The organism is Paracoccus laeviglucosivorans (genome assembly GCF_900182695.1).
GTDB classification, from domain to species: Bacteria; Pseudomonadota; Alphaproteobacteria; order Rhodobacterales; family Rhodobacteraceae; genus Paracoccus; species Paracoccus laeviglucosivorans.
On sequence record NZ_FXTK01000001.1, the window covers coordinates 171,539 to 196,955 of the forward strand.

General features: G+C 64.1%; 26 protein-coding genes. 13 read left to right on the forward strand and 13 right to left on the reverse strand.

Annotation, left to right across the window (positions count from 1 at the left end):
• Positions 1–31 precede the first annotated feature (31 nt).
• Complete coding sequence (locus tag FN835_RS00910; RefSeq protein WP_142661302.1) at positions 32–1,333, reverse strand: mechanosensitive ion channel family protein; 1,302 nt, start codon at positions 1,331–1,333, stop codon at positions 32–34.
• Here FN835_RS00910 and FN835_RS00915 point away from each other — a divergent pair.
• Positions 1,326–1,742 carry a hypothetical protein gene (locus FN835_RS00915; protein WP_142661303.1) on the forward strand — a complete coding sequence of 139 codons (417 nt, stop codon included), beginning with the start codon at positions 1,326–1,328 and terminating at the stop codon, positions 1,740–1,742. The genes FN835_RS00910 and FN835_RS00915 overlap by 8 nt on opposite strands.
• Before the next feature lie 48 nt (positions 1,743–1,790).
• Here FN835_RS00915 and FN835_RS00920 read toward each other — a convergent pair whose 3' ends face one another.
• Both FN835_RS00920 and FN835_RS00925 read right to left on the reverse strand, forming a co-directional pair.
• Complete coding sequence (locus tag FN835_RS00920) at positions 1,791–4,286, reverse strand: GcvT family protein (protein WP_142661304.1); 2,496 nt, start codon at positions 4,284–4,286, stop codon at positions 1,791–1,793.
• Positions 4,287–4,448: 162 nt separating this feature from the next.
• Positions 4,449–5,450: a 2-hydroxyacid dehydrogenase gene (locus tag FN835_RS00925; protein WP_142661305.1), complete on the reverse strand. Its 1,002-nt coding sequence runs from the start codon at positions 5,448–5,450 to the stop codon at positions 4,449–4,451.
• A 219-nt stretch (positions 5,451–5,669) separates the two neighbouring features.
• Between FN835_RS00925 and FN835_RS00930 the strand changes: the two genes are divergently transcribed.
• Positions 5,670–6,158 (forward strand): SH3 domain-containing protein, encoded by a 489-nt coding sequence (locus FN835_RS00930; protein ID WP_246098628.1) that lies wholly within the window; start codon positions 5,670–5,672, stop codon positions 6,156–6,158.
• 55 nt (positions 6,159–6,213) lie between these two features.
• Here the strand turns inward: FN835_RS00930 and FN835_RS00935 are convergent, their stop codons facing one another.
• Genes FN835_RS00935 through infC form a run of 5 tightly spaced genes read right to left on the reverse strand, consistent with a single transcriptional unit; the run spans position 6,214 to position 10,798 of the window.
• The gene (locus FN835_RS00935; RefSeq protein WP_142661307.1) at positions 6,214–6,651 is read right to left on the reverse strand and encodes a hypothetical protein; all 438 of its coding nucleotides are present in this window, start codon (positions 6,649–6,651) and stop codon (positions 6,214–6,216) included.
• A gap of 19 nt (positions 6,652–6,670) precedes the next feature.
• Entirely contained in the window at positions 6,671–8,707 is a 2,037-nt protein-coding gene (locus FN835_RS00940; RefSeq protein WP_142661308.1) for a M3 family metallopeptidase, read from the reverse strand.
• A 30-nt stretch (positions 8,708–8,737) separates the two neighbouring features.
• Entirely contained in the window at positions 8,738–9,712 is a 975-nt protein-coding gene (locus tag FN835_RS00945; protein ID WP_142661309.1) for a HesA/MoeB/ThiF family protein, read from the reverse strand.
• Positions 9,713–9,734: 22 nt separating this feature from the next.
• Entirely contained in the window at positions 9,735–10,196 is a 462-nt protein-coding gene (gene dut / locus FN835_RS00950; RefSeq protein WP_142661310.1) for a dUTP diphosphatase, read from the reverse strand.
• 2 nt (positions 10,197–10,198) lie between these two features.
• Entirely contained in the window at positions 10,199–10,798 is a 600-nt protein-coding gene (gene infC / locus FN835_RS00955; RefSeq protein ID WP_185958538.1) for a translation initiation factor IF-3, read from the reverse strand.
• Positions 10,799–10,956: 158 nt separating this feature from the next.
• On the opposite strand from infC, the gene FN835_RS00960 reads away from it, so the two are divergent.
• From FN835_RS00960 to FN835_RS00985, 6 genes are all read left to right on the forward strand, one after another.
• Positions 10,957–11,607, forward strand: a complete 651-nt coding sequence (locus FN835_RS00960; protein WP_246098617.1) for a hypothetical protein — start codon at positions 10,957–10,959, stop codon at positions 11,605–11,607.
• Positions 11,604–12,479, forward strand: coding sequence for a glycosyltransferase family 2 protein (locus tag FN835_RS00965; RefSeq protein ID WP_142661311.1), 876 nt, complete (start codon positions 11,604–11,606; stop codon positions 12,477–12,479). The genes FN835_RS00960 and FN835_RS00965 overlap by 4 nt, the downstream gene beginning before the upstream one ends.
• Before the next feature lie 173 nt (positions 12,480–12,652).
• On the forward strand, positions 12,653–13,162 hold the full coding sequence (fabA, locus tag FN835_RS00970) for a bifunctional 3-hydroxydecanoyl-ACP dehydratase/trans-2-decenoyl-ACP isomerase (protein WP_142661312.1): 510 nt from the start codon (positions 12,653–12,655) through the stop codon (positions 13,160–13,162).
• A 40-nt stretch (positions 13,163–13,202) separates the two neighbouring features.
• A complete protein-coding gene (gene fabB / locus FN835_RS00975; protein WP_142661313.1) occupies positions 13,203–14,432 on the forward strand; it encodes a beta-ketoacyl-ACP synthase I in 1,230 nt (409 codons plus the stop codon).
• A gap of 6 nt (positions 14,433–14,438) precedes the next feature.
• The gene (locus tag FN835_RS00980; RefSeq protein WP_142661314.1) at positions 14,439–15,227 is read left to right on the forward strand and encodes an enoyl-ACP reductase FabI; all 789 of its coding nucleotides are present in this window, start codon (positions 14,439–14,441) and stop codon (positions 15,225–15,227) included.
• 19 nt (positions 15,228–15,246) lie between these two features.
• Positions 15,247–16,080, forward strand: coding sequence for an alpha/beta fold hydrolase (locus FN835_RS00985; protein WP_142661315.1), 834 nt, complete (start codon positions 15,247–15,249; stop codon positions 16,078–16,080).
• Here FN835_RS00985 and FN835_RS21135 read toward each other — a convergent pair.
• The 5 genes from FN835_RS21135 to FN835_RS01005 all read right to left on the reverse strand — a co-directional run bounded on the left by FN835_RS21135 (position 16,077) and on the right by FN835_RS01005 (position 20,759).
• On the reverse strand, positions 16,077–16,244 hold the full coding sequence (locus FN835_RS21135) for a hypothetical protein (protein ID WP_185958539.1): 168 nt from the start codon (positions 16,242–16,244) through the stop codon (positions 16,077–16,079). The two genes, FN835_RS00985 and FN835_RS21135, sit on opposite strands and share 4 nt — an antisense overlap.
• Positions 16,245–16,323: 79 nt before the next feature.
• The gene (locus FN835_RS00990; RefSeq protein ID WP_142661316.1) at positions 16,324–17,346 is read right to left on the reverse strand and encodes a hypothetical protein; all 1,023 of its coding nucleotides are present in this window, start codon (positions 17,344–17,346) and stop codon (positions 16,324–16,326) included.
• Positions 17,347–17,460: 114 nt separating this feature from the next.
• Positions 17,461–18,540, reverse strand: coding sequence for a DUF475 domain-containing protein (locus FN835_RS00995; protein WP_142661537.1), 1,080 nt, complete (start codon positions 18,538–18,540; stop codon positions 17,461–17,463).
• A gap of 177 nt (positions 18,541–18,717) precedes the next feature.
• Positions 18,718–20,091: a sensor histidine kinase gene (locus FN835_RS01000; protein ID WP_142661317.1), complete on the reverse strand. Its 1,374-nt coding sequence runs from the start codon at positions 20,089–20,091 to the stop codon at positions 18,718–18,720.
• Complete coding sequence (locus FN835_RS01005; RefSeq protein ID WP_142661318.1) at positions 20,088–20,759, reverse strand: response regulator transcription factor; 672 nt, start codon at positions 20,757–20,759, stop codon at positions 20,088–20,090. The genes FN835_RS01000 and FN835_RS01005 overlap by 4 nt, the downstream gene beginning before the upstream one ends.
• 70 nt (positions 20,760–20,829) lie before the next feature.
• Between FN835_RS01005 and FN835_RS01010 the strand changes: the two genes are divergently transcribed.
• The 5 genes from FN835_RS01010 (at position 20,830) to FN835_RS21140 (ending at position 25,343) form a co-directional block, all read left to right on the forward strand.
• Positions 20,830–21,897 carry an ABC transporter substrate-binding protein gene (locus FN835_RS01010; protein WP_142661538.1) on the forward strand — a complete coding sequence of 356 codons (1,068 nt, stop codon included), beginning with the start codon at positions 20,830–20,832 and terminating at the stop codon, positions 21,895–21,897.
• Between the two features lie 192 nt (positions 21,898–22,089).
• Positions 22,090–23,031, forward strand: coding sequence for a Bug family tripartite tricarboxylate transporter substrate binding protein (locus tag FN835_RS01015; protein WP_142661319.1), 942 nt, complete (start codon positions 22,090–22,092; stop codon positions 23,029–23,031).
• A complete protein-coding gene (locus tag FN835_RS01020) occupies positions 23,028–23,522 on the forward strand; it encodes a tripartite tricarboxylate transporter TctB family protein (RefSeq protein WP_142661320.1) in 495 nt (164 codons plus the stop codon). Before FN835_RS01015 ends, FN835_RS01020 begins: the two co-directional genes overlap by 4 nt.
• Positions 23,523–23,525: 3 nt before the next feature.
• Positions 23,526–25,043 carry a tripartite tricarboxylate transporter permease gene (locus FN835_RS01025; protein ID WP_142661321.1) on the forward strand — a complete coding sequence of 506 codons (1,518 nt, stop codon included), beginning with the start codon at positions 23,526–23,528 and terminating at the stop codon, positions 25,041–25,043.
• Between the two features lie 147 nt (positions 25,044–25,190).
• Positions 25,191–25,343 carry a hypothetical protein gene (locus FN835_RS21140; RefSeq protein ID WP_185958540.1) on the forward strand — a complete coding sequence of 51 codons (153 nt, stop codon included), beginning with the start codon at positions 25,191–25,193 and terminating at the stop codon, positions 25,341–25,343.
• Positions 25,344–25,417: the final 74 nt, after the last annotated feature.

The window sequence follows — 25,417 nt, forward strand, 5'->3', positions numbered from 1 at the left end:
GGGGGCCGCGCATGACGGCCCCCATCCTGGATCAGCTTGCGGCGGCTACCCCGGTTGGCGGAGCCACGACCGGGGGTGCGCCCGCCTCGACCTCTTCCATGCCTGCACGGTCCAGCGCGTCTTTGACCTCGCGCGTCAGATCCCAATAGACGGCCCAGTAATTTTCGCTTTTCGTCCACGGACGCAGGATGAATTCGACCCCGCTATCGGTCAGCGCGTTGACGCGGACCACCGGCTCAGGTTCGGACAGGACCAGCGCGTGACTGCGTACGACCTTTTCCAGCTCCGCCTGCGCGCGGGCGATCGGCGTCTTATAGGACACGCCGAACATCAGATCGACGCGCCGCGTCTCGCTGGCGGTCGAATTGGTGATGACGTTCCCCCAGACCGAGGAATTCGGCACCACGACGATCTGATTGTCGGGCGTGATCACAGTCGTCGATACGATCGAGACATCGCGCACCGTGCCGCTGACGCCGCCGATGTCAACGCTGTCGCCTTCGTCAAAGGGGCGGTTGACCATGATCATCAGCCCCGATGCAAGGTTGCCCAAGGTCTGCTGCATCGCAAAGGCCAGAATGAAGGACGCACCACCGATCAGCGCGAATAGCGGCGTGATATTCACCCCCAGCGCAGCCAGCACCACCATCAGACCGATGGCCAGCGTCAGCCAATAGGCCGCCAGCGCCGAAAACCCGACCAGCAGCTTTGAGAAATTCGGAATGCGCCCGGCCCAGTGACGCACCGTGCGCCGCACCAGCCGCGCCAGCAGCAAAAGCCCAAGAAACGACGCAAGCACGATCCCCACATTGGTCGCGACCCGCAGACCGCCATCGGCCGAAACCACCCATGACGTGGCCTGCGCCAGCAGCGTGCGCCAGTCGGTATTGCGGGTTTCCTCGACGATGATGGCGCTGCGATAGGTGCGATACCCGGCGATCTTGGCGGCGTCGCCGCCTTTCAGCTCCCATGCATCCAGAATGGTCGAATACTTGTCGAAAAGCGCACGGCGGCTTTCCGTCACCTCGGTCAGGCGGGCGCGGGCGGCTTCCTCGACCAGCTCGGCGCTGGTGTTGTTGATGCGGATCTGTTCATCGACCACATCGACCGTGCTGGCACGGACAATGGCCAGCCAATCGGCAGAAAGCTTTTCCAGCTCCTCGGCGGTCAGGGGGATCAGACGCAGCGTCAGCGTGGCCGCGTCAATGTTTGGATTTTCCAGACCGTCCAGCTCTCCGGCCTCAGCCTCCGGGGCGGGGGCGGCGGCGACCGCCTCGGCAGGCGCGGCATCCTGAGCGTGGACTGGCAGCGTCGCCAGAAAAAGTATGGCCACCAGCGCGGTGGTCAAAAACCTTGCAATCGTAAACACCTTGGCTGTCCCTTTGCTGCCAATCAACTTGGCGCAGATTAGCGGGCTTGTGTCACAGCCATTTTACGGCCAAAGCCAAGCACGAAATGGTTGCGAACTGCCGCTGCGAGCGCGCCGGAAAACGCATTCGGCACGTGGTATGTATAGCGACACCCTGACCGATCTTTTCTTGGCTGCCATCGCGGTTTGTGTGCTGGCGATCCTTGGGACTGGCCTGATCTTGCTTTGGCGCGGCCAGTTGGCGCCGTCCGGCAAACGTTTGGTGCGCCATATCCTGATCGGGATGGTTTTTGTGCTGGTGCTGGCGGCGGTGCGTTTCGGTTTCACCCACCCCGACCGTTCAATCGGTATCCCCGCAAGGCCGCTGCGATAACAAAAAAAGGCCCGCGTGATGCGGGCCTTTCGGGTTTTTTAGCAAGGATCAGCCGTCGATGCGGATGACCTTGTTTTCCGGGTCATAGGGGCTGTCTTCGGTCACGGTGACCTCCCAAAGCTGGCGCTGCATCCGCACTTTCAGCTTGGTGCCCGGCTCGGCCAGATCGGGACGGACATAGCCCATGCCGATGGATTTTCCGAAGGCCGCAGACCAACCGCCCGAGGTCAGACGACCGATCCTGGTCGCGCCGTCTTCGGTATAAAGCGCCTCGCGGCCCCACGGATCGGCGTCAGAGGGACCGTCGATCAGCACGGTCACGCATTTGAAGCGCACGCCGGTGTCCAGCATCGCCTGCTTGCCGCGGAATTCCTTGCCCAGATCGACGAAGCGGTCCAGACCGGCTTCCAGCGGGGTCGCGTCGCGGCCCAGTTCGGTGCCGAAGGCGCGATAGGATTTCTCCTGACGCAGCCAGTTCTGGGCACGGGCGCCGACCAGCTTCATGCCGTGCTTTTCACCGGCAGCGACCAGTTGATCCCACAGGTAGCGGCCGAACTCGATCGGGAAATGCAGTTCCCAGCCCAGCTCGCCGGTATAGGCGACGCGGATGGCGCGGACCGGGCACATGCCCAGCTCGATGTCGCGCATCGACAGCCACGGAAAGCGCTTGTTGCCCAGCACTGTTTCCGGATCGGCATCGCGGACGATTTCCTTCAGGATGTCGCGCGATTTCGGGCCCGCAATGGCATAGACGCCCCATTGCGTGGTGATGTCCTGCACGATGACCTGGCCGAACTCGCCTTCCATTTCCTGCGCAAGTTTTTTCAGGTTGTCGCCATCATAGTCCGTCCATGCACCGGCCGAGATCAGGTAGTAGTCATCTTCCTTCATGCGGACGATGGTGAACTCGGTATGCGTGGTGCCGGTCTCGGTCAGCGCATAGGTCAGGTTGATGCGACCGACCTTGGGCAGCTTGTTGGCGGTGAACCAGTCCAGGAATGCCGTCGCGCCTTCGCCGTAAACCCGGTGCTTGGTGAACGCCGAGGCGTCGATCAGGCCCGCAGTGTTGCGGATCGCCTCGGCTTCGGCCTTGGCATGTTCCCACCAGCCGCCGCGACGGAAGCTGCGCGCGGCATGGTCGTCGAAACCGACCGGCGCGTAATAGTTCGGACGCTCCCAGCCATTGACCTGGCCGAATTGCGCGCCGGCGGCTGCCTGACGGTCATAGGCCGGAGCGGTGCGCAGCGGACGGGCCGCTTCGCGCTCTTCGTCGGGGTGGTGCAGGATGAAGACGTGCTCATAGCATTCTTCGTTCTTCTTGACGCCGTATTCGGTGGTCATCCAGCGGCCATAACGACGCGGGTCCAGCGACGCCATGTCGATTTCGGCTTCGCCCTGCGTCATCATCTGCGCCAGATAATGGCCGACGCCACCCGCAGCGGTGATGCCGAAGCTGAAGCCTTCGGCCAGCCACATATTGCGCAGGCCCGGTGCGGGACCGACCAGCGGGTTGCCGTCGGGGGTGTAGCAGATCGGGCCGTTGAAGTCGTCTTTCAGACCAACCGTTTCCGAGGACGGCAGACGGTGGATCATCGACATGTATTCTTCTTCGATGCGCTCCAGATCCAGCGGGAACAGGTCGGCACGGAAGCTGTCGGGCACGCCGTAAGGGAAGCGCGCGGGGGCGCCTGCCTCATAGGGGCCAAGGATCCAGCCGCCGCGTTCCTCGCGGACATACCACTTGGCGTCGGCATCGCGCAGGACCGGATGTTCGGGGTTTCCGGCGGCGCGCCAAGCCAGCAAGGCGGGGTCGGGCTCGGTCACGACGAACTGATGTTCGACCGGGATCGCGGGGATCTTGATGCCCAGCAGACGGGCGGTGCGTTGGGCGTGGTTGCCGGTCGCGGTCACGACATGTTCGGCGCGGATCTCGAAGATCTCGCCCGAGGGGATCAGGTTGCCGCCCTTTTCGATCATCTTTTCGCAGGTGACGATCCATTCGTCGCCGGTCCATTTGTAACCGTTGACCTGGATCTTGCGCTCAATCGTGCAGTTCGCCATCCGTGCGGCGCGGGCCATCGCCTGCGTCACGTCGGCGGGGTTGATATAGCCGTCGGTCGGGTGGAACAGCGCACCTTTCAGACCATCGACATTGACCAGCGGCCAGCGTTCCTTGATCTGCGCGGGCGTCATGAATTCATGCGGGACGTTCACGGTTTCCGCGATCGAGGAATACAGCTCGAATTCGTCCATCCGGTCCTGGGTCTGCGCCATGCGCAGGTTGCCGCAGCGGGTAAAGCCTGCGTTCAGGCCGGTTTCCGCCTCAAGGCCCGCATAAAGCTCGACCGAGTATTTGTGGATGTGGCTGGTCGCGTAACCCATGTTGAACAAAGGCAGCAGACCGGCGGCATGCCAGGTCGAACCGGCCGTCAACTCGTCACGTTCGACCAGCATGGTGTCCCAGCCTGCGCGCGCAAGGTGCAGCGCGATGCCGCAGCCAACCGCGCCGCCTCCGACCACCAGGGCCTTCACATGGGTTTTCATGGCAAGCGACTCCTTTTCGCGCGTGGCTACCGTTCGCGATTTCTGCCAGAGCCTATGTAAGCTGGCATGATTTCTGCGACATATTTCCGGCGAAAAACGACATGTCGCATTTAGCCGATATTTCAGACGCAACCGCCCCGCCGGAAAGCGGGGCGCGACGGCTTACAACATGGACGGCACGACCAGATCCGGCGGGCGATGTCCGTCCGCGAAGGTCTTGATATTGATCAGCACTTTTTCGCCCATTTCGATCCGACCCTCGATCGTGGCGCTGCCCATATGGGGCAGCAACGCGACATTGGGCAGTTCGCGCAGGCGCGGGTTGATCTCGTGACCGTGTTCGAAAACGTCAAGGCCGGCGCCGGCAATCTCTCCGGCGCGCAGCATCCGGGTCAGGGCGTTTTCGTCGATCACCTCTCCGCGCGAGGTATTGATGACCACCGCAGTCGGTTTCAGCAGCTTCAACCGCCGCGCATTCAGCAGATGAAAGGTCGAGGGCGTGTGTGGCGCGTTCACGCTGATGATGTCCATGCGCGCAAGCATCTGGTCCAGACTTTCCCAATAGGTCGCCTGCAATTCGCGTTCGGTTTCAGTGCGCAGTCGGCGGCGGTTGTGGTAATGCACCTGCATCCCGAAGACATTCGCGCGCCGCGCCACGGCCTGACCGATGCGGCCCATGCCCAGAATGCCCAGACGGCGCCCGCCGACGCGCCCGCCCAGATGCGCCGTGGGTGCCCAGCCCTGCCAGCGCCCGGCCTGCATTTCGGCCAGCCCTTCGGGAATGCGGCGCGTAACGGCAAGGATCAGCGCCATGGTCATGTCGGCAGTGTCTTCGGTGACGACCCCCGGCGTGTTCGAGACGAGGATGCCGCGCTGGCGGGCCGACTGCACGTCGATGTGATCGACGCCTGCGCCGTAATTGGCGACCAGCTTCAGCCGTTCCCCCGCCTGCGCCAGCATGTTCGCGTCGATGCGGTCGGTGACGGTCGGCACGATCACGTCGCTGTCCTGCATGGCCGCAACCAGTTGTTCGCGCGTCATCTTGCGGTCTTCATGGTTCAGCGACAGGTCGAATAGTTCGGCCATGCGGGTCTCGACCGCCTCGGGCAGGCGGCGGGTGACGGTGACCTTCAGGCGCACGCGGGCCGGATCGGCTGCTGACATCAGGCTCTCCCTTGTCCGGGCCATCCCGTCTTTCCAAACCGGGTGGCTTTTGGCAAAGTGCCCGCGTTGAGGGGCCGGCACAAGACCCCGGAATTGCAGGAACGGCAGATGACGTATCAACAGGCTTTGCTGGGCGCCGCCGCGCTGGCCCTTTGGTCATGCTTCGCGGGGCCCACGCTCGCGCAGGCCACCGATCCGGGCGAGAATATCGAAAATGAGATGCCCGATGTTTCGGCAGATGCCGAAATCCAGCGCCATCAGGGCGAGGAACGCGACCCGAACCGGGGGGCTGTCACCAACCTGCCCCTGCCGCGCTATGTCAGCCTGAAGGGCGGCGAGGGCAATGCAAGGCGCGGCCCAAGCCTGTCGCATCGCGTCGATTGGGTATTCCGCCATGCCGGGATGCCGCTGCGCGTGGTTGCGGAATTCGGCCATTGGCGCCGGGTCGAGGATCAGGACGGCGCGGGCGGCTGGGTCCATTACGCCCTGCTGTCAGGTGTGCGCACGGCCATCGTGCAGCAGGATATGCTGGAATTGCTGTCCAAGCCCGAAGAACATGCCAATGTCGTGGCACGCGCCGAAGCCGGGGCGATCGTGCGGCTGCACGAATGCACCAAGGACTGGTGCCGCGTTTCAGGCGGCGGAGAAAAGGGCTGGGTGCCCAAGACGGCGATCTGGGGCGTCGATCCCGACGAACTGCGTGACTGAAAAATACGGGCCGCCACAGTGGGCGGCCCTTTCCTTGTCGCGGCAAGGTCGTCGGTTACATCGACTGACCCACCAGCGAGTCGGTGCTGGCGCTGGCTTTCATACACTGGAAATAGGTCAGCGTGATCGAATCCTCGGTCATGCGCAGCGTGCCGTCGGGGCGCGTCTGCAGGTCCACGATGCGGTTGCCCGCAGCGGGCGAACCTTCGCAGGCCAGCGTGACGCGGGTGCGGTTCACCTGACGTTCGGAGCTGGCGATCGTGCAGGATGCACCGGGGAACATGAACTTGTTGCCGTCGATCACCAGGCTTTTATCGCTGGTCGGGTCGCCGCAATCCGAGGCGAGCAGGTTATACGTGCCGTTCAGCGCGCTGGATTGCGCCATCGGACCGGGCGTATCTTCGGGCACGGCGGGGGCGATCTGATCGCATGCCGCAATCGCACCCAACGCCGTCACCGCAACAAGCGCGAGCAGGGGCTTGTTCATTTTCATTGCTACTTCTCCCTTTGTTTCAGGAAGCGTCGGTCAAAAGGCCGCGTCCTTTCAACAAAGCGTGAACCCCCGGTTTTCGTTCCCTAAATTTCAGCCAAAGTTCATCTGCGGGCAAAGAATCCCCTTTTGAAAGGATCCATTCCTCCAGTTTTTGGGCAGTTTCGGGGTCGAACGCGCTGCCTTTTTCCATGAACGCCTCGAAGGCGTCGGCATCCATGACTTCGGACCACATATAGCTGTAGTAACCCGCGCTATAACCATCCCCAGAAAAGACATGCGCAAAATGCGGCGTCGCGTGCCGCATTGGAATGGCAGCGGGCGCGCCCAGTTCGGCCAGAATTTCGGCCTGCCGGGCCATGGGATCTTTGGGCGGCAAGCCGCTGTGGAAATCCAGATCGACCAGCGCGCTTTCCAGATATTCGGTCGTGGCAAATCCCTGATCGGCATTTCCGGCGGCCAGAATACGGTCGCGCAGATCGGCGGGCAGGGCCGCGCCGGTTTCCGCGTGGCGGGCATGGCGGTCCAGCACCTCGGGCTGTTCCAGCCAATGTTCGAAAAGCTGGCTGGGCAGTTCCACGAAATCCCGCGCGACCGAAGTGCCCGAGATCGAGGGCCATGTCACATCCGACAGGATATTGTGCAGCGCGTGGCCGAATTCGTGAAACAGCGTATGCGCGTCATCCCAGGACAGATAGGCGGGCGCGCCTTTTTCCTCGGGCGGGGTGAAGTTGCACACGTTGATGACAATGGGCCGTTGGCCTGTGCCGATCTTGTGCTGCGATTGCAGCGTGGAGCACCATGCCCCCGAGCGTTTGCAGGGCCGCGCATAGAAATCGCCCAGAAAGACCGCAAGGCGTTCGCCGTTTCGCGTCACCTCCCATGCGCGGGTATCGGGCGACCAAAGCGGCGCGTCGAATTCCCGCATCTCGATCCCGAACAGTCGGTGCGCGGTGTCAAAGACCGCGCCGATCATCGCCTCAAGCGTCAGATAGGGTTTGACCTCGGCCTCATCCAGATCGTGTTCGGCCTTGCGGCGGCGTTCTGCATAGAAACGCCAGTCCCAGGGCTCAAGCGCGCCATTGATGCCGTCGGCGTTCAGCATTTCGCCAAAGCGGGCGGCATCAGCGGCGGCACGCGCCTTGGCCGGTTCCCAGACCTGCATCAGCAGCGCCCGGACGTTGTCGGCATTGCCCGCCATTTCCGGCTCCAGCTTATAGCTGGCGAAATCGGCGTAACCCAGCAGCGTGGCGCGTTCATGGCGCAGCGCAAGGATTTCGGCGGCGATGGGGCGGTTGTCGGTGGCCGCACCCCCTGCCCCCGAACCGTCACCCCGTGCAGCCCATGCCCGCCACGCGGTTTCACGCAAGGCCCGGTCGGTCGCATATTCCAGAAACGGCACGATCAGCGACCGGTTCAGCGTCACGATCTGCCCGTCCAGCCCGCGTTCCTTGGCCGCGGCGCGCATGGACCGGACCAGCCAATCGGGCAGCCCGGCCAGCCCGTCATCGGCAACTGCCATGGTGAAATCGCGTTCGTCGGTCAGCATGTTCTGCGCGAATTGCGTGGATAGCACCGCCAGCCTTTCGCGGATTGCGGCCATGCGGTCGCGTGCCGCGCCCGTCAGCCCTGCGCCAGCGCGGCGCAAGCCCCGCAGCGTCAGCTCGGTCAGGCGGCAATCTTCGGGCGAAAGCTCGTCACGGTCCTGCATCACTGCCTCGACGCGGTCAAACAGGCGCGGGTCCATGCTGACCTTGCTGCCATGCGCGGCCAGACGCGGCGCGATCTGGCGTTGCAGGTCTTCGCGCGCCGGGTTCGAATCAACGCCGGTCAGGGTGTAGAAAATTGCGCAAAGCCGGTTCAGCGGCTCTTCGGCCATTTCCAACGCGGCGACGGTGTTCTGGAAATCGGGGGGCGCCGCGTTGGAGGCGATGGCTTCGACCGCGGCAGCAGCCTTGGTCAGACAGGCATCAAATGCCGGGGCAAAGTCCCCATCCGCGATCAGGTCAAAGCGCGGCAGGCCAAGCGGGCCGGTCCAGTTGGTGATTTCCGGGTTCATGCGAGCCTCCGTAAAGTTGGCCCGAGTCTTTCACCCCTGCCGGAAATGTCCAGAGCCGCAGACCGGGCAATCGACGCGACGGCGAATTTTCACGGTGCGGTTTTCGCCATAAAGGCCGTCAAAGATCATCATCCGACCCCGCAGCGCCTCTCCGGTGCCTGCGATCAGTTTGATCGCTTCAAGCGCCATCATGCTGCCAAGGATGCCGGGCAAGGGGCCGACCACGCCCGCCTCGGCGCAGCTTGGGGCAAGGCCTGGCGCGGGCGCGTCGGGAAAGATGCAGGCCATGCAGGGCGCATCGCGGCGGGGATCCCAGACGGTCAACTGACCTTCCCATTGCGCGATGGAACCGGCGACCAGCGGCACGCCTGCCGCCACGCAGGCCGCGTTCACCGCCTGACGCGCGGCGAATGTGTCCGTGCCGTCAATCACCAGATCATGCTGCGCGATCAGGTCGGTATCCTCAGGTCCGATGCGCCTGTCCAACGTCTGCACCTGAACATGCGGGTTCAGCGCCAGCATCGCGTCGCGCGCGGCCTCGACCTTAGGACGGCCTTCGTCGCGGGCTGCGAAGATCACCTGCCGCTGCAGGTTCGACAAGCTGACACGGTCGTCATCGGCCACCGTGATGCGCCCGACGCCCGCCGCCGCCAGATACAGCAGCACCGGGGCGCCCAGGCCGCCTGCGCCCACGACCAGCACGCGGGCACGCTTCAGCGCCGCCTGCCCCGGCCCGCCCAATTCGCGCAGGACGATGTGGCGGGCGTAGCGGTCGATTTCGGCATCGGGGATCGTCGGGCTTTCGGCCACGGGCCGCGCCTTGCGGTGCAGATGCCGCAGCCCGGCGCCATAGGCCAGCACCAGCGCGGCAACGACGCCCCCGACCAGCCACAGACGCGGATCGCGCGCCACGCTCAGGGCCGCCAGCCAGACCAGCGCGACACCGGCCCAGACATAGCGCGCGGGCCAATGCAAAAGCCGCCCTGCAACAAGCAGAGCGGCCATGAGAATCAGCCAGATCAAGCGATCATCCCCGCCCGGTCGAGCCGAAACCGCCCGCGCCGCGCGCCGTGCCGTCCAGCGCATCCACGATGACATAGGCCGCGCGGGTGACGGGCGCGATGACCGCCTGCGCGATCCGTTCGCCATGCTGGATGGTATAGGGGGCGGCACCAAGGTTGATCATGATGACGCCCAGCGGCCCGCGATAATCGCTGTCGATCGTGCCGGGGGTGTTGGGCAGCGTCACCCCATGCTTCAGCGCCAGGCTGGAGCGGGGGCGGATCTGCATCTCATATCCTTCGGGGATCTGGACGCGCAGGCCAGTCGCCACCAAGGCGATTTGGCCGGGGGCCAGCACCAGCTCGGCCCCGCCAAGATCGGCGCGCAGGTCGGCACCAGCCGAGCCCGCCGTCTGGTATTCGGGCAAGGGCAGCGCCGGATCGGCACCGGGTTCGCGCAGAACCTGAATCGTCACCGGCGCTGTCATGCTTATTTCGGCGCGATCATCATGACCATCTGGCGGCCTTCCAGCTTGGGCATGGATTCGATCTTGCCCGCTTCGCCGACATCGCCGGCCACGCGGTTCAGAAGTTCCAGACCAAGCTGCTGGTGCGCCATTTCCCGGCCGCGGAAACGCAGGGTGACCTTCACCTTGTCGCCTTCCCCCAGGAATTTCATGACCGAGCGCATCTTGACGTCGTAATCATGCGTATCCGTGCCAGGACGGAACTTGATTTCCTTGATCTCGATGACTTTTTGCTTTTTCCGCGCCTCGGCTTCGCGTTTTTGCTGTTCATACTTGAACTTGCCAAGGTCCATGATCTTGCAGACCGGCGGCACGGCGTTGGGCGAGATCTCGACCAGATCCAGCCCGGCCTGCTCGGCCAGCTCCAATCCGCGCGCGGGCGTCACGACCCCGATGTTTTCGCCTTCCGCACCGATCAGACGGATTTCAGCAACACGGATGCGTTCGTTGACGCGCGGGCCGGTGTCACGGGTGGGCGGAGCGTTATGCGGTCTGCGAGCTATGGCTATCTTCCTTGTATCGCCTAAAGGGTTTGCGCGGTTAGATAGTCGCGCAAACGCCATAATTCAACCGGATTCGCAGCCAAACACCGCGGTTCTGCAGCCGAATCGCTGTCTTGGCGGGTCATTCAGCCGATGGTTGAACGATTGTCGTGGCCGATCCTTTACGATGGTCGCGGCCCCATGTCATAGATGTCGCAAAGACCGCGACGGAGACACGGATGAGGATCGTTCCAGCCCTTGCCTTGATGGTGGCCGCCCTGCTTGGCGGCGCATGGTATTGGAGCGGTGGCGACCCCGCCAAGTTCCTGCGCATCGGCGAAGAACCTCTGGTCCCCGCAAATGATGCAACCGACCCCGCGCCGGTGCCTGCCGAACCCGTCCAGCCCGAAGCCGCGGCCGCCGCAGGGGATGCGGCCGATGCTGCCGCAGACGCGGCGGCGATTGCCGCAGACATCGCGGCCGAGGCCCATTCCGCCGCGCAAGGCAACGACAATCCCGCCGCCGCACAGGCCGAAGCCGCCGCCGAGGAAGCGATTGCCGCAGCGGACCGCGCCGCAGATGCCGCAGCCGCCAGCGCGGGGGCAGATAACAGCGCCCAGGCCGAGGCCGCAGCCCATGCCGCCGGGGCCGCAGCCTTGGCCGCCGCAACCGCGACGCGCGAAGCAGGCTCTGCCGCGACCGAGGCTGCCCAGACCGATCCCGCGCTGACGCCCGCCGGTTTCGACGCGGCGCGCATCGGCCAGATGATCGACGATGCCGACCTGCCGGATGCCCGCAAGTCTGAGCTGCGCGCGGCCCTGCAGGCGGCCAGCGACGACCCGGCCCGCATTTCCGAACTGCTTGGCCGGATCGGAACCGACCTGCCATGAGCCATCCGCCGCTTGCCGAGTTTCTGAAGAACGCACCGGACCGGCTGGCGAAAGGCCCCATCGCGATCCTGCTGATCGAAGATGCGGTGGCCGTCGGCCCCACGCTGACGCATCACATAAAGGCCGGGTTCAAGCTGATCATTGCGCTTTCGGCGGAACCCCTGCCCGCCCATGTCCTGCCCGAAGATGGCGCGGACCGCATCGTGAACCTGCGCCACGACGCGCGCAACGGACGCGCACATGTCACGGCAGTCAATGCGGTGATCGATGCGGCGCCGCCCAATACATGGATCTATTACGGCTATAACGCCGAATTCCTGTTCTATCCCTTCTCGGAAAGCCGCACGGTCGGCGAGATGCTGGCATTCCATACCGAGGAACGCCGCCGCTCGATGCTGACCTATGTGATCGACCTTTACGCGCCGGACCTGAATCGCTTTCCCGACGCGGTCAGCATGAACGAGGCGATGTTCGACCGCACCGGATATTTCGCGCTTGGCCGGACGGATCGCGACGGCAATTTCCTGGACCGGCAGCTGGATTTTCACGGCGGCCTGCGCTGGCGCTTCGAAGAACACGTGCCTGCCGACCGCCGCCGTATCGACCGCATCGCACTGTTTCGCACCCAGCCCGAACTGCGCCTGTTGCCCGATCACCGTTTCAACGTCGAGGAATACAACACCTATTCCTGCCCGTGGCACCACAATCTGACAGCGGCCATCGCGTCGTTCCGTGTCGCAAAGGCATTGGCGCGCAACCCCGGATCGCGCCACCAGATCCACAGCTTTTCCTGGCGTAATTCGCATCCCTTCCGCTGGCATTCGCAGCAGTTGATGGATTTCGGCCTGATGGAGCCGGGCCAGTGGTTTTGAAGCCCGACCTGTCCTTTCGCGCGGCAATCACGGACGAAATCGCGCAATAAGCTGCGGGCCTTGCACCCAGACGTGGCCCAATGATAGACCGAGGGCCAAGGTTTCGCGCCGGGTCGTCCCGATGCGGGTGCCACGAATTGACGCCACGTCGGACCAATGGAGACCAGACGCATATGACGATGACCCGGACCAGCTTTGACAAGAACGATCTGCTGGCCTGCGCCCGCGGAGAGCTGTTCGGCCCCGGCAATGCGCAACTGCCCGAACCGCCGATGCTGATGATGGATCGGATCACCGACATCTCGGCCGATGGCGGCCTGCATGGCAAGGGCCATGTCGTGGCGGAATTCGACATCACCCCCGACCTGTGGTTCTTTTCCTGCCACTTCCCCGGCAATCCGATCATGCCGGGTTGCCTTGGCCTTGACGGGCTGTGGCAGCTGACCGGCTTCAATCTGGGCTGGCGCGGCTGGCAGGGTCGCGGCTACGCGCTGGGTGTCGGCGAGGTGAAGCTGACCGGCATGGTCCGCCCCGACCGCAAGATGCTGCGCTATTACGTCGATTTCACCAAGGCCGTGCAGACCCGCCGTCTGACCATGGGTGTGGCCGATGGCCGCGTCGAGGCGGATGGCGAAGTCATCTACCAAGTCAAGGATATGAAGGTCGCGCTGTCGGAAAGCTGATTTCGCTTCGGTTCCGTGCAACGAATTCAGGAGAACGCCCATGCGCCGCGTCGTCGTCACCGGTCTCGGGATCGTTTCCAGCATTGGAAACGACCGCAACGAAGTTCTTGCCTCGCTGAAAGCAGGCAAATCCGGCATCACCGCCAATGAAGACATGAAGGAATACGGCTTCCGCAGCCAGGTCGCCGGTGCGGTCAAGCTGGACATCAAGGAAGCCGTGGACAAGCGCATCCTGCGCTTCATGGGTCCGGGTGCGGCCTATGCCTATATCGCGATGGAACAGGCGATCCGCGATGCGGGCCTGACCGAAGCCGAGGTGGTGAACCCCCGCACCGGCCTGATCGCCGGATCGGGCGGGCCTTCGACCTCCAGCATGTTCGCGGCGCATCAAACGGTGCTGTCGTCCGGCTCGCCCAAGCGGATCGGGCCGTTCGCGGTGCCGAAATGCATGTCCTCGACCATCTCGGCGAACCTGTCGACGGCCTATAAGATCAAGGGCGTGAACTATTCGATCACCTCGGCCTGCTCGACCTCGCTGCACTGCATCGGCAATGCGGCCGAACAGATCGCGATGGGCCGGCAAGACGTGATGTTCGCAGGCGGGGCCGAGGAACTGGACTGGACGCTGTCCTGCCTGTTCGACGCGATGGGCGCGATGTCGTCGAAATACAATGACCAGCCAGAGAAAGCCTCGCGCGCGTTCGATGCGAACCGCGACGGCTTCGTCATCTCCGGCGGCGGCGGCATCGTCGTGCTTGAGGAACTGGAACACGCCAAGGCGCGCGGTGCCAAGATCTATGCCGAAGTGACGGGCTATGCCGCGACCTCGGACGGACATGACATGGTGGCCCCGTCCGGCGAAGGCGGCGAACGGGCGATGCGTCTGGCGCTGGAAACCCTGCGCGACGGTCGCAAGGTCAGCTATATCAACGCCCACGGCACCTCGACGCCAGTGGGCGATGTGGGCGAAGTGCAGGCCGTGCGCCGCGTCTTTGGCGAAGGTTCGACCCCGGTGATTTCCTCGACCAAGTCGATGACAGGCCACAGCCAGGGAGCCACCGGCGCGCAAGAGGCGATCTATTGCCTGCTGATGCTGGAAAACGACTTCATCGCGCCCTCGATCAACGTCGATACGCTGGACCCCGCCATTCACGCCGGGGAAATCGCAACAAGCCTTGTCGAAAATGCCGGATTGGATACGGTAATGACCAATTCATTCGGTTTCGGCGGCACCAACGGCTCGATGCTGCTGTCCAGATTTAACGGATAAGAACAGATGTCGGATTTGATGAAGGGTAAGCGCGGCCTTGTCATGGGGGTCGCGAACGATCGTTCGATCGCTTGGGGCATTGCCAAAGCACTGGCCGATCAGGGCGCGGAACTGGCCTTTTCCTATCAGGGCGATGCATTCGGCAAGCGGGTCGAGCCGCTGGCTGCCAGCGTCGGGTCGGATCTGCTGCTGGACGTGGATGTGAACGACGACGCCTCGCTTGATGCGGCATTCGCGCAGTTGACCGAACGCTGGGGCAAGCTGGACTTTCTGGTCCATGCCATCGCGTTTTCCGACAAGAACGAACTTACGGGCCGTTTCGTCGACACCTCGCGCGAAAATTTCAAGAATTCGCTGACGATTTCCTGCTATTCGCTGATCGAGGTGGCACGTCGCGCGGCCCCGCTGATGCGCGAAGGCGGCTCGATCATCACGCTGACCTATGGCGGCTCGAACCGGGTGACGCCGTTCTATAACGTCATGGGCGTGGCCAAGGCAGCGCTTGAATCGGCGGTGCGCTATCTGGCCAACGACCTTGGCCCCGACGGCATCCGTGTCAATGCGATCAGCCCCGGCCCGATGAAGACGCTGGCAGGCGCAGCCATCGGCGGCGGCCGCAAGACCTATCGCCACACCGAGGCGAACGCCCCCCTGCGCGCCAATGCCACGCTTGAGGCGATTGGCGGCACGGCGGTCTGGCTGTGTTCGGACTGGGGCGCCTGCACGACAGGCGAGACCGTGCTGGTCGATGGCGGCTATCACGTCCTTGGAATGCCGCAGTCGGAAAACCTGTAAAGGATAAAGGAGCCCCGCGATGGATGTCAGACATTTCACCGCGGGGGACGGAACCCGTCTTGCCTATCGCGACCAGGGCCAAGGTATGGTGGTTCTGGCGCTGTCCGGGCTGACGCGCACGGGTCGGGATTTCGACTATCTTGCGCCGCATCTGGACGGCGTGCGGCTGCTGCGCCCCGACTATCGCGGGCGCGGTCAGTCGGAATGGACGGGCGCGGCCAGCTATACCGTCCAGCAAGAGGCGCAGGACGCCATCGACCTGCTGGATCATCTGGATGTCGAACAGGCCGCCGTGCTGGGCACGTCGCGGGGTGGGATCATCGGCATGTATCTTGCCGCCACATCTCGCAATCGGCTGCATGGGCTGTGCCTGAACGATGTGGGGCCGATCCTGAACAAGCCGGGGCTGGCCAAGATCATGGATTATGTCGGGCGCAATCCCGTGGCGTCCAGCCATGCCGATCTGGCGCGCAAGCTGCCCAAGGTCATGCCCGAGTTTCGCAGTGTCCCGCCGGAACGCTGGCTGGCCGAGGCCAAACTGCATTACACCGAAACGGAAAACGGTCTTAGGATCACTTATGATCCGCAACTGCGCGAGGCGTTTCTATCAGCTTTCGAAGGGCCCGAGATCAACCTTTGGCCGCTTTTCGACGCGGCCCATGATCTGCCCCTGGCGCTGATCCGTGGCGGAAATTCCGATCTGCTGTCCGCCGAGGTCGCCGCCGAGATGTGCCAGCGTCGCCCCGACATGATCTTTGCAGAAGTTCCGGATCGCGGACATATCCCGTTTCTTGACGAACCCGAGGCGTTGGCCGCGATCCGCGCGTGGCTGGCGCTGATCCCCCAACCTTAATCGGCGGTTGCGGCACCCACGGTCGCACCCGCAACGGCACCCACCGGACCGGCCACGACGGCCCCGCCCAAACCGCCGGTCGCGGCGCGTTCGGTCGGGTTGTTCCCACAGGCCGCGACAGCCAGCATCATCCCGCCCAAAAGGGCGGCGCTCAGGTATTTCATGGCATTCTCCCCAGATGCGGCAACACGCCGCTTATGGGGGAATGACGCCGGAAAGCGGCTTTTGGTTCCGTGACTTGGCTTACAGACCCGTCAGCTTTTGGCGCTGCACCACGTCCCAGACGATCTCTTGCATCCTGTGCGCGAGTTCGGGCGATGGTGCAGTCGCAGACGTGCCGTCCGCGCGTATCAGCTGGTTCGGCAACCCTACCGGGCTTTTGCCGTAAAGCGCCGCGTAATGGGTCAGCGCCACCAGATAGACGCCCAGATCGTTGATATGAATCGTGTCCAGCGAACCGTCGGCATTGCGGTTGAACAGCTGTTCGCGATTTGTCAGTTCGGCGATACCCTTGCCCTCGGCCTCAGTGACGACGGCGGCCATCACCTGACCTGCCGGGATCAGCCAGACCGGACGACCCGTAGCCTTGGCGGTTTCGCGGCTGGCGGGCCACAGGATCTGGCTCCACATCGCGTCAAGATCGGTGGGCAGGCGCGACAACCATTCGGGCTGGTCGTCCAGCGCGTGCCAGCTTTCATACAGGAATACCTGAATGTCGGGATTGCCCGCGACCGCCTCGGCCGCCCATTTCCGGGCGCTGGCCACGCTGTCCTTGTAAAGCAGCGCGTCTTTCAGCCGGACCATCTCGGTCATCACAAAGGCATCGTATTCGCCGCTTTTCAGCGCCTCATGCGCGTCGCGGTAACGGGGGGTGGCGTTTTCCTGATCAAAGCCGTTGATGGCCTGACGCCCCTGCCAATGCTCCCCCAAGGCCGTGCCCCAGCCCAGTTGCAGGTTGTAGTCATGCCCGGCCATCTGCGCCAGCATCGCGGGCATGTCGCGTCCGACAAGGCTGTGGCCAAGGTGAAAGACCTTCAGCGGCGCCTGTGGCAAGGCGCGCCCGGTGTCGTAAAGCGCCTGCACATCGGCACCGTCATCATGGCTGGGCAGGCCCTTGGGTTTCAGCGACCACGCGCCCGCCGCCATGACAGCCAGCCCGGCCAGCACCAGCCCCGTGCGCGGCAGCATACCGCCCCGCCATCGCCATGCGGCGTAAAACGCGGCAACCGCCACCAAAAGAACAACCAAAAGAACCAGATACCGCATCACCAAACCCGTTTTTTACCATTGGGTTTTCTATAGCAAACCCCGCCCACCCGCGCAGTAAAAAGGCCGCTATCCTTTCGGACAGCGGCCCCCGGTTTTTCAGGTCGCGGCGGATCAGCCGTGTTCGTGGTTCTGCCGGTTCCAGCGGATCGACGCCCAGAGCGAAATCCCAATCAGCGTCGCACCGCCAAGGCCGGTGATGACCTCGGGAATATGCATCAGCGGCTGGATGAACATGATGATCGACAAGGCAACGATGGCATAGAACGCGCCATGTTCAAGAAAGCGGTATTCGGCCAGCGTGCCGCGTTCGACCAGCATGATGGTCATGGAACGCACATACATGGCGCCGATGCCCAGACCGATGGCGATGACGAACAGGTTATGCGTCAGCGCGAAAGCACCGATCACGCCGTCGAAGCTGAACGAGGCGTCGAGCACTTCCAGATACAGGAACGCGCCCAGACCGCCTTTGGCACCGGCTTGCAGCGCCTCCTGGCTGCTGTCCAGCAGTCCGCCCAGCACCTCGACCAGCAGGAAGGTCAGAAGCCCCCAGATGGCCGAGCTGAAGAAGATCTGCGATTCGGCAGGCTCAAGGAAACGCGAGAAGATCAGCACGGTGATCAGCACGATCGCGACTTCGATGCCGCGAATCGTGGCATAGCGCTGCATCTTGCCTTCCAGCCATTTGACCCAATGCACGTCCTTTTCGTGATCGAAGAAGAACGACAGGCCGACCATCATCAGGAAGGTTCCGCCGAAGGCGGCGATGGGCAGATGCGCGTCATGCATGATGCGCGAATATTCGTCGGGCTGGGTCGCCGCCAGAACCATCGCCTGCCACGGGCCGATATTGGCCGCGATGACCACGATCAGCAGCGGAAAGACGATCCGCATGCCGAAGACGGCGATCAGGATGCCCCAGGTCAGGAAGCGACGCTGCCAAACGGGCGTCATGTCCTTGAGCTTGTTGGCGTTCACGATGGCGTTGTCGAAAGACAGCGAAATCTCCAGCACGGCCAGAACGGCGCAGATGAAGAAGATCGACAGCGTGCCGCCGACCGTGCCCGTCATTTCCCAGCCAAGGAATGCGCCAAGCGCCAGACCAAGGACCGTGACGATAAAGGACCAGCGGAAATAGCTGAGGGTGGATGCGCGGGTGCCCCCCGCGGAGAGGTTGTTTTCTTGCTGCATGTTCAGAACAAGATCCAGGCGGCTGGTCAAAATCCAATGCCGACATCACGAACGTGCCGCCACGTTCGCCAGAGGGGCCCGGCACCAAAAGTCATTCACGCATTCGCGAATGGGGCGAAGATGACGTTTTCGTGTTCAAAACGCAAGCCTGATCTTCGCTGGACGCATAATGACGGCTTAGGTGGGTTGTGCGCGAAAGCGGATCCGGGCGCACAGCCCCTGTCCTTCCTGTCCCGCATGAAGGGTCAGCGCGCCGCCGAACAGATGCACGATCTCCTCGACCACGGGCAGGCCCAGCCCCATGCCGGGGCCATGCGTCACCCCGCGCGCAAAGCGGCCAAAGGCGGCGGGGCGGGCGGGTTCGGGGATGCCGGGGCCGTCATCTTCGACCTCGAGGATGGCATCGGGGCCTTCGCCGCGCACCCGGACGGTGACGACTGCGCCGGTGCCGGCATGAAGGATCGCGTTGCGGATCAGGTTCTGCAACGCCTCGGCCAACAGCAGCGGTTCGGCCCGGATGATCAGGGGGGCATCTCCTTCGAAACCCAGATCGATGCCCGCATCCGCGGCGGCGGGGATACTGTCGGCGGTCACGTCACGGGCGAAGCCTGACAGTTCCAGCGGTTGCGGATCATGACCCGCTGCCGCATCGACCTTGGCCAGCAGCAGCAACTGGGCAAGGATGCGTTCGGCATGGGCGACGGCGGCATCGCCCTTTTGCGCGGCCTCCTGCGCTTCGGCCAGAGTGCCTGCGCGGGCGGCCAGCGCCAGTTGGGTGCGGACGACGGCCAAGGGCGTGCGCAGCTGATGCCCGGCATTTCCGGTAAAATTGCGCAAACCGTCCAATGCCGTCTTCAGGCGTGACATGAACAGGTTGATCGTGCCGACCAGGCCGCGCACCTCGGACGGAACCGGGGTTTCCACTGGCCCCAGATCGTCGGGACTGCGGGTCGCGATCGCCTCGCCCAGCCGATGCAGCGGGCGCAGCGATACCGTCACTGCGATCCCCACGATCAGACCCGCCCCCAGCATCATCAGCGCCAGCCGCAGCGCAGAACGCATCAGGATGGTCTGCGTCAATTCCCGCCGCGCATTGGTCGTTTCCGCCACCGTCACGACAAAGGGCACCTCGTCGATCCCGGTCGAGGCGGCACGGGCAAGGCTTGCGACCCGCACCGGCTCTCCGCGGAAGGTGTCATCGGCAAAGACCGGCACGCCGCCCTGCACCGCACGGGCCATCGGCAGATCGTCATAGCCGGTGACCAACCGCCCCGGCGGGCCATCGACACGGTAGAACACGCGGTCTTCGGCGGCCGAGCTCAGCATCTCCAACGCGCCATAGGGGATTTCGATGGCAATCAGCCCGTCTTCATCCAACGAGGCGCGTTCGGCGATGACCAGCGCCGATCCGGCCAGCACGCGGTCGGCCAGCGCATTGGCCATTCGCACGGCTTCGCGCCATGTGTCGATCAACGCCAGCGTGCCGAATACGGCGGTCGCGACCAGCAGCCAGACCAGAAGCCTGCGGCGGATCGAGAAAGGGCGGCTCACGGTTCGGCCCGGTCCAGAAAATAGCCGATGCCGCGCGCGGTTTTCACCGTCAGCCCCGCCGGGCCAAGGCGTTTGCGAAGGCGGCTGACATATTGCTCGATCGCGTTGGCGGACAGGTCGTCTTCCAGACTGGTCAGCGATTGCACGATGGTTTCGCGCGGCACGACCTTGCCCGCGCGGGTGATCAGCAATTCCAGCAGCCCGCGTTCGCGCAAGGGCAGGTCCAGCAGATGTCCCGCCACGGTAAAGCTGCGGCTGTTCTGATCGAATGTCAGCCCGCCAAAGCTGACCGTCGCGGTGCGCAGCCCCGCCTGACGGCGCAGCAGGGATCTGATCCGGGCCTCGAATTCACCGATGTCGAAGGGCTTGATCAGGTAGTCATCCGCGCCAAGGTCCAGACCCCGCACCCGCTCCTCGGGCGTGCCGCGCGCGGTCAGGATCATCACGGCAGCCGGGTTCTTGCGGGCGCGCATCGCACGCAGCACCTCCAGCCCGTCCATCTGGGGCAGGTTCAGGTCCAGGATCACCAGATCGAAGCTTTCCGCCCGTGCCAATGCCTCGGCCGAGGCGCCGTCATGAACCACATCGACTGCATAGCCGGTCTGGCGCAGCAGCGTCACCAGCCCTTCGGCCAGCGAAATATTGTCCTCGACCAGCAAGATACGCATAGCTTCCCCCCCTGAGCGCGACCCTAGCGCCGCGCTTGCGGGCGGGCAACGGCTGGGGCAATCTTTGGCGATGCGCCTGCACGCCCTTTTGCCAGCCCTCGTCGCCCTTTGCCTTGGTCCGGCAATGGCCCAGCCCACGCTGTTTCCCGCACCTGCGGGCGACGGGAGACAGCTGGTGATCTATTCGTCGCTGGACGACAATCTGGCGCAGCCGGTCATCGCGGCCTTTCAGGCCAGCCATCCCGATGTTGCCGTGACCTATGAAAACCTGCTGACGGGCGAATTGCACGACCGCATCGTGGCCGAAACACGCGCGGGGCAAGGCACGGCGGATTTCGCCTTCTCCTCGGCCATGGATTTGCAGGTCAAGCTGGCGAATGACGGCTTCGCGCGGCCCGTGGTCACGCCCGACACCCCCGATTGGCCCGATTGGGCGAACTGGCGCGACACGGCATACGCCCTGACGTTCGAGCCCGCGGTCTTCGCCTATCACAAGCCCAGCTTCGCGGGACATGCGCCGCCCGCCACACGTGCCGACCTGATCCGCTGGATGGCCGAACACCCGGATCAGGCACGGGGACGCATCGGCACCTATGACGTGGCACGGTCGGGCGTGGGCTATCTGTTTCTGGCCCGAGATCAGGAACTTTACCCCGGCATCTGGTCGGTCGTCGCCGCCATGGGCCGCGCAGGCGTGCAGCAATACCTCACCACCAGCGACCTGCTGGAACGGATCGCCGATGGCAGGCTGGCGGTGGGTTATAACCTGCTTGGCTCATACGTCGCGGAATGGACGCGGCGCGACCCGGATGTGGGGATGATCCTGCCGCAGGATTTCACCGTGGTCGTATCGCGGGTGGCCGTCGTGCCCACTGCGGCACGTGACCCGGAACTGGGTGCGCAGTTTCTGGCATATCTGATGTCGCCACAGGGACAAAGCCTGCTGTCGCGCACCCTGCGCCTGTCCGCCGTCAGCCTTGAGGTGGCGGGACAGGAAACCCCTGCGGGCGGGATGCAGGATCTGGCGGGGCTGCGGCTGAAACCCGTTCCCGTCAGCCCCGGACTGCTGGCCTATCTGGATCAAGCGACGCGGGTGCGGCTTTTGGCGCGCTGGAACAAGGCTTTGGCGGGCGAATAGACTTCCGCACAAATTTTTTCCGCAGTGTCAGGTCCATGACAGGTTTCTGTGGTGGAAATGCCGTCAGGCCCGCAGTCTCGCGGGTTTCAGGAGGATGCGTCCCGCGCTTTGGGAGAGGCGGGGACGTTCACGGAAAACAAGACATCAAGCGAACGGCGCTGCGGTGCGCCCATTCGCCAGCGGAGGAATGTCATGAAGCATCTCGTTCTCGCCAGCCTGTTCGCCAGCGCAATCGCGCTGCCCGCGATGGCCGATTACACCATCATCGCACCCGCGAACCCCGGCGGTGGCTGGGACCAGACCGCGCGCACCATGCAGCAGGTCATGCAGGAAGACGGCATCTCGCCCTCGGCGCAGGTGCAGAACGTGCCGGGCGCCGGCGGCACCATCGGGCTTGCGCAATTCAGCAGCCAGAACAAGGGCAATCCCGACGCGCTGATCGTCGGCGGCTATGTCATGGTTGGCGCGATCCTGACCAACAATTCACCCGTGTCGCTGAAGGACGTGACCCCCATCGCCCGCCTGACCGGCGAATATGAAGCGATCGTGGTTCCCGCCGCCTCCGACATCCAGGACATGGCCGGTCTGGTCGCCAAGCTGAAAGAAAACCCTGGCGCGGTCAGCTGGGCCGGCGGCTCGGCCGGTGGCACGGACCACATCGCAGTGGGCATGATCGCCAAGGCTGCCGGCGTCGATCCGACCAAGATCAACTACATCGCCTATTCCGGCGGTGGCGAGGCGCTGGCCGCGATCCTTGGCAATCAGGTGACCGCAGGCGTGTCGTCGCTGGGCGAATTCGAAGCGCAGGTCAAGGCGGGCACGCTGCGCCTGCTGGCCGTGTCGGCGCCCGAGCGGATCGAAGGCGTGGACGCGCCCACGCTGAAGGAATCCGGTCTGGACATCGACCTGCAGAACTGGCGCATGGTCGCCGCAGCACCCGGCCTGTCGGACGAACAGAAAGCCAAAGTGACCGCCGACATCGAAAAGATGGCCAAATCGGAAAACTGGCAAAAGCAGCTTTCGGACAAGGGCTGGATGGACACCTATCTGGCCGGGCCCGAATTCGATGCCCAGCTTGAAGCCGACGTGACCGCGACCCAAGCCATCCTGAAAGACATCGGTCTGGTGAAATGAGCGATTTTCGCCCCGAACCGCAGCGCCGCCCCGACTGGGCGGCGCTTGTCATCGCGGTCTTTCTGGCCCTTGTCGCGGGCGTGATGCTGTGGGACAGCGCGCGCCTTGCCGATCTGGGCGGCTATTCGGGCGTCGGCCCCGCCAGCGTGCCGCGCGTCGTGGCCTATTGCCTGCTGGGTCTGGCAGGCTGGACCGCGCTTGCGGCCTTTCGCGGCGATTTCCCTGAACGAGAGCCGCAGAACCCCAGCCCGATCCTGTGGATCGTGGCGGGTCTTGCGGCCCAGCTGATGCTTTTGCACATCGCGGGTTTTTCCATCGCGACGGGCATTCTGTTCGCCTTTACCGCACGCGCATTCGGCAAGCGCAATCTGGCCATGACGCTGCCCATAGGCATCGTCTTTGCCTTCGCGGTCTGGGTGATTTTTGCGAAACTTCTGATGCTGCACCTGCCGCCCGGCCCGCTTGAGCATCTGTTTTTTCCGGGGGGCTAAGCCATGGGCGCCTTCGATTTCCTGATGCAGGGTCTTGCGACCGCTGCCGAGCCGATGATGCTGCTTTATGCGCTGATCGGCGTCACCCTGGGCACCGCCGTCGGCGTGCTGCCCGGCATCGGCCCGGCGCTGACCGTGGCCCTGTTGCTGCCCGTCACCTATCGGCTGGACCCTGCGGGTTCGCTGATCATGTTCGCGGGCATCTATTACGGCGGGATGTATGGCGGCTCGACCACTTCGATCCTGCTGAACACGCCGGGCGAAAGCGCCTCGATCATCACAGCGCTGGAAGGCAACAAGATGGCCCGCCGGGGGCGCGGCGGTCCGGCACTTGCCACCGCCGCCATCGGGTCGTTCGTCGCCGGTCTGATCGCCACGCTGCTGCTGGCCTTTCTTGCGCCCAGCATCGTGCAGATCGCATTGAAGATGGGGCCGCGCGAAAACTTTGCGCTGATGGTTCTGGCCTTCGTCACCGTCTCTGCCGCTTTGGGGGATTCGGCGCTGCGCGGTCTGACATCGCTGTTTCTGGGCCTTGCGCTGGCCTGCGTGGGCATCGACCAGCTGACGGGTCAGGCGCGCCTGTCCTTTGGCGTGCCCGAACTTCTGGACGGCATCGAGGTCACGACCATGGCCGTCGCCATGTTCGCCGTGGGCGAGGCGCTGGCGATTGCCGGAACCCGCGTTCAGGCCGACGAATCGGTCACGGCGGTCAAGGGCTCGGTCTGGATGAGCCGCAAGGACTGGGCGCGGTCGTGGAAGCCGTGGCTACGCGGCACCGCCATCGGTTTCCCCATCGGGGCCATGCCCGCAGGCGGGGCCGAGATCGGCACCTTCCTGTCCTATGCCACTGAAAAGAAACTGAGCAAGCACCCCGAGGAATTCGGCAATGGCGCTATCGAAGGCGTCGCCGGCCCCGAGGCTGCGAACAACGCATCCGCCGCAGGCACGCTGGTGCCGCTGCTGACGCTGGGCCTGCCGACCTCGGCCACGGCGGCGATCATGCTGGCGGGCTTCCAGCAATTCGGCCTGCAACCGGGGCCGCTGCTGTTCGCCACCAACCCGACGCTGGTCTGGGGTCTGATCGCATCGCTGCTGATCGCGAACGCGATGCTGCTGATCCTGAACCTGCCGCTGATCGGGCTGTGGGTCAAACTGCTGACCGTGCCGAAGCCGTGGCTGTATGCGGGCATCCTGCTGTTCGCCACGCTGGGCACCATCGGGGCCAACCCCTCCAGCTTCGAACTGGGGATGCTGCTGGGCTTTGGCGTGCTGGGCTATGTGATGCGCCTGTTCGGCTATCCCATCGCGCCCATCGTCGTCGGCCTGATCCTTGGCCCCATGGCCGAACAGCAGTTGCGCCGCGCGCTTTCGATCAGCCAGGGCGACTGGACGGTGTTGGTGCAGTCCCCCATCGCCGCGACGCTGCTGGCGCTGGCCGCATTGGCGCTGATCGTGCCCCTGATCCTGCGCGCGCGCGGCAAGGGTCAGGTGCTGACGCAGATGGCGGGCGACGAAGACTGACGCAAGCGGTCCCGGCCCTCGTCTCCCCCTTGGGCCGGGATCGCCATGCGGGCACTGCATGGCGGCAATGACGTAATGCTGCGTTGCAGAAAGAGCGGCGCAGGCCCATGTCTAACGGGACGAAACATTCATCCCATAGGCAAGGACATGACCGCTTATAGCTTTATCCGCAACGTCTTCAGCATCCTGAACGCTGCCATCGCCGCAACCTCGGCGGTTCGCCAGCACCGCATGCCGGAAACCGGCGCGTTGAAAAAGCTGGGTATCCGCGAAGCCGATTTCCGCGCCATCCAGCTTTAAGTCCCGGCACGGACCACCCTGTCAAAAGGCGAAGGGCTGGCCCCTTCGCCTTTTTCTTTGCACCAAGACCAGGT

What these genes read in the sequence shown, in the direction of transcription:
- FN835_RS01020 (WP_142661320.1), top strand. Translation starts at nt 23,028, where the DNA reads ATGAGCGATTTTCGCCCCGAACCGCAGCGCCGCCCCGACTGGGCGGCG.
- FN835_RS00980 (WP_142661314.1), top strand. Translation starts at nt 14,439, where the DNA reads ATGTCGGATTTGATGAAGGGTAAGCGCGGCCTTGTCATGGGGGTCGCG.
- FN835_RS01025 (WP_142661321.1), top strand. Translation starts at nt 23,526, where the DNA reads ATGGGCGCCTTCGATTTCCTGATGCAGGGTCTTGCGACCGCTGCCGAG.
- FN835_RS01005 (WP_142661318.1), bottom strand. Translation starts at nt 20,759, where the DNA reads ATGCGTATCTTGCTGGTCGAGGACAATATTTCGCTGGCCGAAGGGCTG.
- fabB (WP_142661313.1), top strand. Translation starts at nt 13,203, where the DNA reads ATGCGCCGCGTCGTCGTCACCGGTCTCGGGATCGTTTCCAGCATTGGA.
- FN835_RS21135 (WP_185958539.1), bottom strand. Translation starts at nt 16,244, where the DNA reads ATGAAATACCTGAGCGCCGCCCTTTTGGGCGGGATGATGCTGGCTGTC.
- FN835_RS00965 (WP_142661311.1), top strand. Translation starts at nt 11,604, where the DNA reads ATGAGCCATCCGCCGCTTGCCGAGTTTCTGAAGAACGCACCGGACCGG.
- FN835_RS00915 (WP_142661303.1), top strand. Translation starts at nt 1,326, where the DNA reads ATGGCCACCAGCGCGGTGGTCAAAAACCTTGCAATCGTAAACACCTTG.
- FN835_RS00985 (WP_142661315.1), top strand. Translation starts at nt 15,247, where the DNA reads ATGGATGTCAGACATTTCACCGCGGGGGACGGAACCCGTCTTGCCTAT.
- FN835_RS00995 (WP_142661537.1), bottom strand. Translation starts at nt 18,540, where the DNA reads ATGCAGCAAGAAAACAACCTCTCCGCGGGGGGCACCCGCGCATCCACC.
- FN835_RS00925 (WP_142661305.1), bottom strand. Translation starts at nt 5,450, where the DNA reads ATGTCAGCAGCCGATCCGGCCCGCGTGCGCCTGAAGGTCACCGTCACC.
- FN835_RS00920 (WP_142661304.1), bottom strand. Translation starts at nt 4,286, where the DNA reads ATGAAAACCCATGTGAAGGCCCTGGTGGTCGGAGGCGGCGCGGTTGGC.
- FN835_RS00945 (WP_142661309.1), bottom strand. Translation starts at nt 9,712, where the DNA reads ATGGCCGCTCTGCTTGTTGCAGGGCGGCTTTTGCATTGGCCCGCGCGC.
- FN835_RS00930 (WP_246098628.1), top strand. Translation starts at nt 5,670, where the DNA reads ATGCCCGATGTTTCGGCAGATGCCGAAATCCAGCGCCATCAGGGCGAG.
- FN835_RS01015 (WP_142661319.1), top strand. Translation starts at nt 22,090, where the DNA reads ATGAAGCATCTCGTTCTCGCCAGCCTGTTCGCCAGCGCAATCGCGCTG.
- fabA (WP_142661312.1), top strand. Translation starts at nt 12,653, where the DNA reads ATGACGATGACCCGGACCAGCTTTGACAAGAACGATCTGCTGGCCTGC.
- infC (WP_185958538.1), bottom strand. Translation starts at nt 10,798, where the DNA reads ATGGCGTTTGCGCGACTATCTAACCGCGCAAACCCTTTAGGCGATACA.
- dut (WP_142661310.1), bottom strand. Translation starts at nt 10,196, where the DNA reads ATGACAGCGCCGGTGACGATTCAGGTTCTGCGCGAACCCGGTGCCGAT.
- FN835_RS21140 (WP_185958540.1), top strand. Translation starts at nt 25,191, where the DNA reads ATGACCGCTTATAGCTTTATCCGCAACGTCTTCAGCATCCTGAACGCT.
- FN835_RS00935 (WP_142661307.1), bottom strand. Translation starts at nt 6,651, where the DNA reads ATGAAAATGAACAAGCCCCTGCTCGCGCTTGTTGCGGTGACGGCGTTG.
- FN835_RS00940 (WP_142661308.1), bottom strand. Translation starts at nt 8,707, where the DNA reads ATGAACCCGGAAATCACCAACTGGACCGGCCCGCTTGGCCTGCCGCGC.
- FN835_RS00990 (WP_142661316.1), bottom strand. Translation starts at nt 17,346, where the DNA reads ATGCGGTATCTGGTTCTTTTGGTTGTTCTTTTGGTGGCGGTTGCCGCG.
- FN835_RS01010 (WP_142661538.1), top strand. Translation starts at nt 20,830, where the DNA reads ATGCGCCTGCACGCCCTTTTGCCAGCCCTCGTCGCCCTTTGCCTTGGT.
- FN835_RS00960 (WP_246098617.1), top strand. Translation starts at nt 10,957, where the DNA reads ATGAGGATCGTTCCAGCCCTTGCCTTGATGGTGGCCGCCCTGCTTGGC.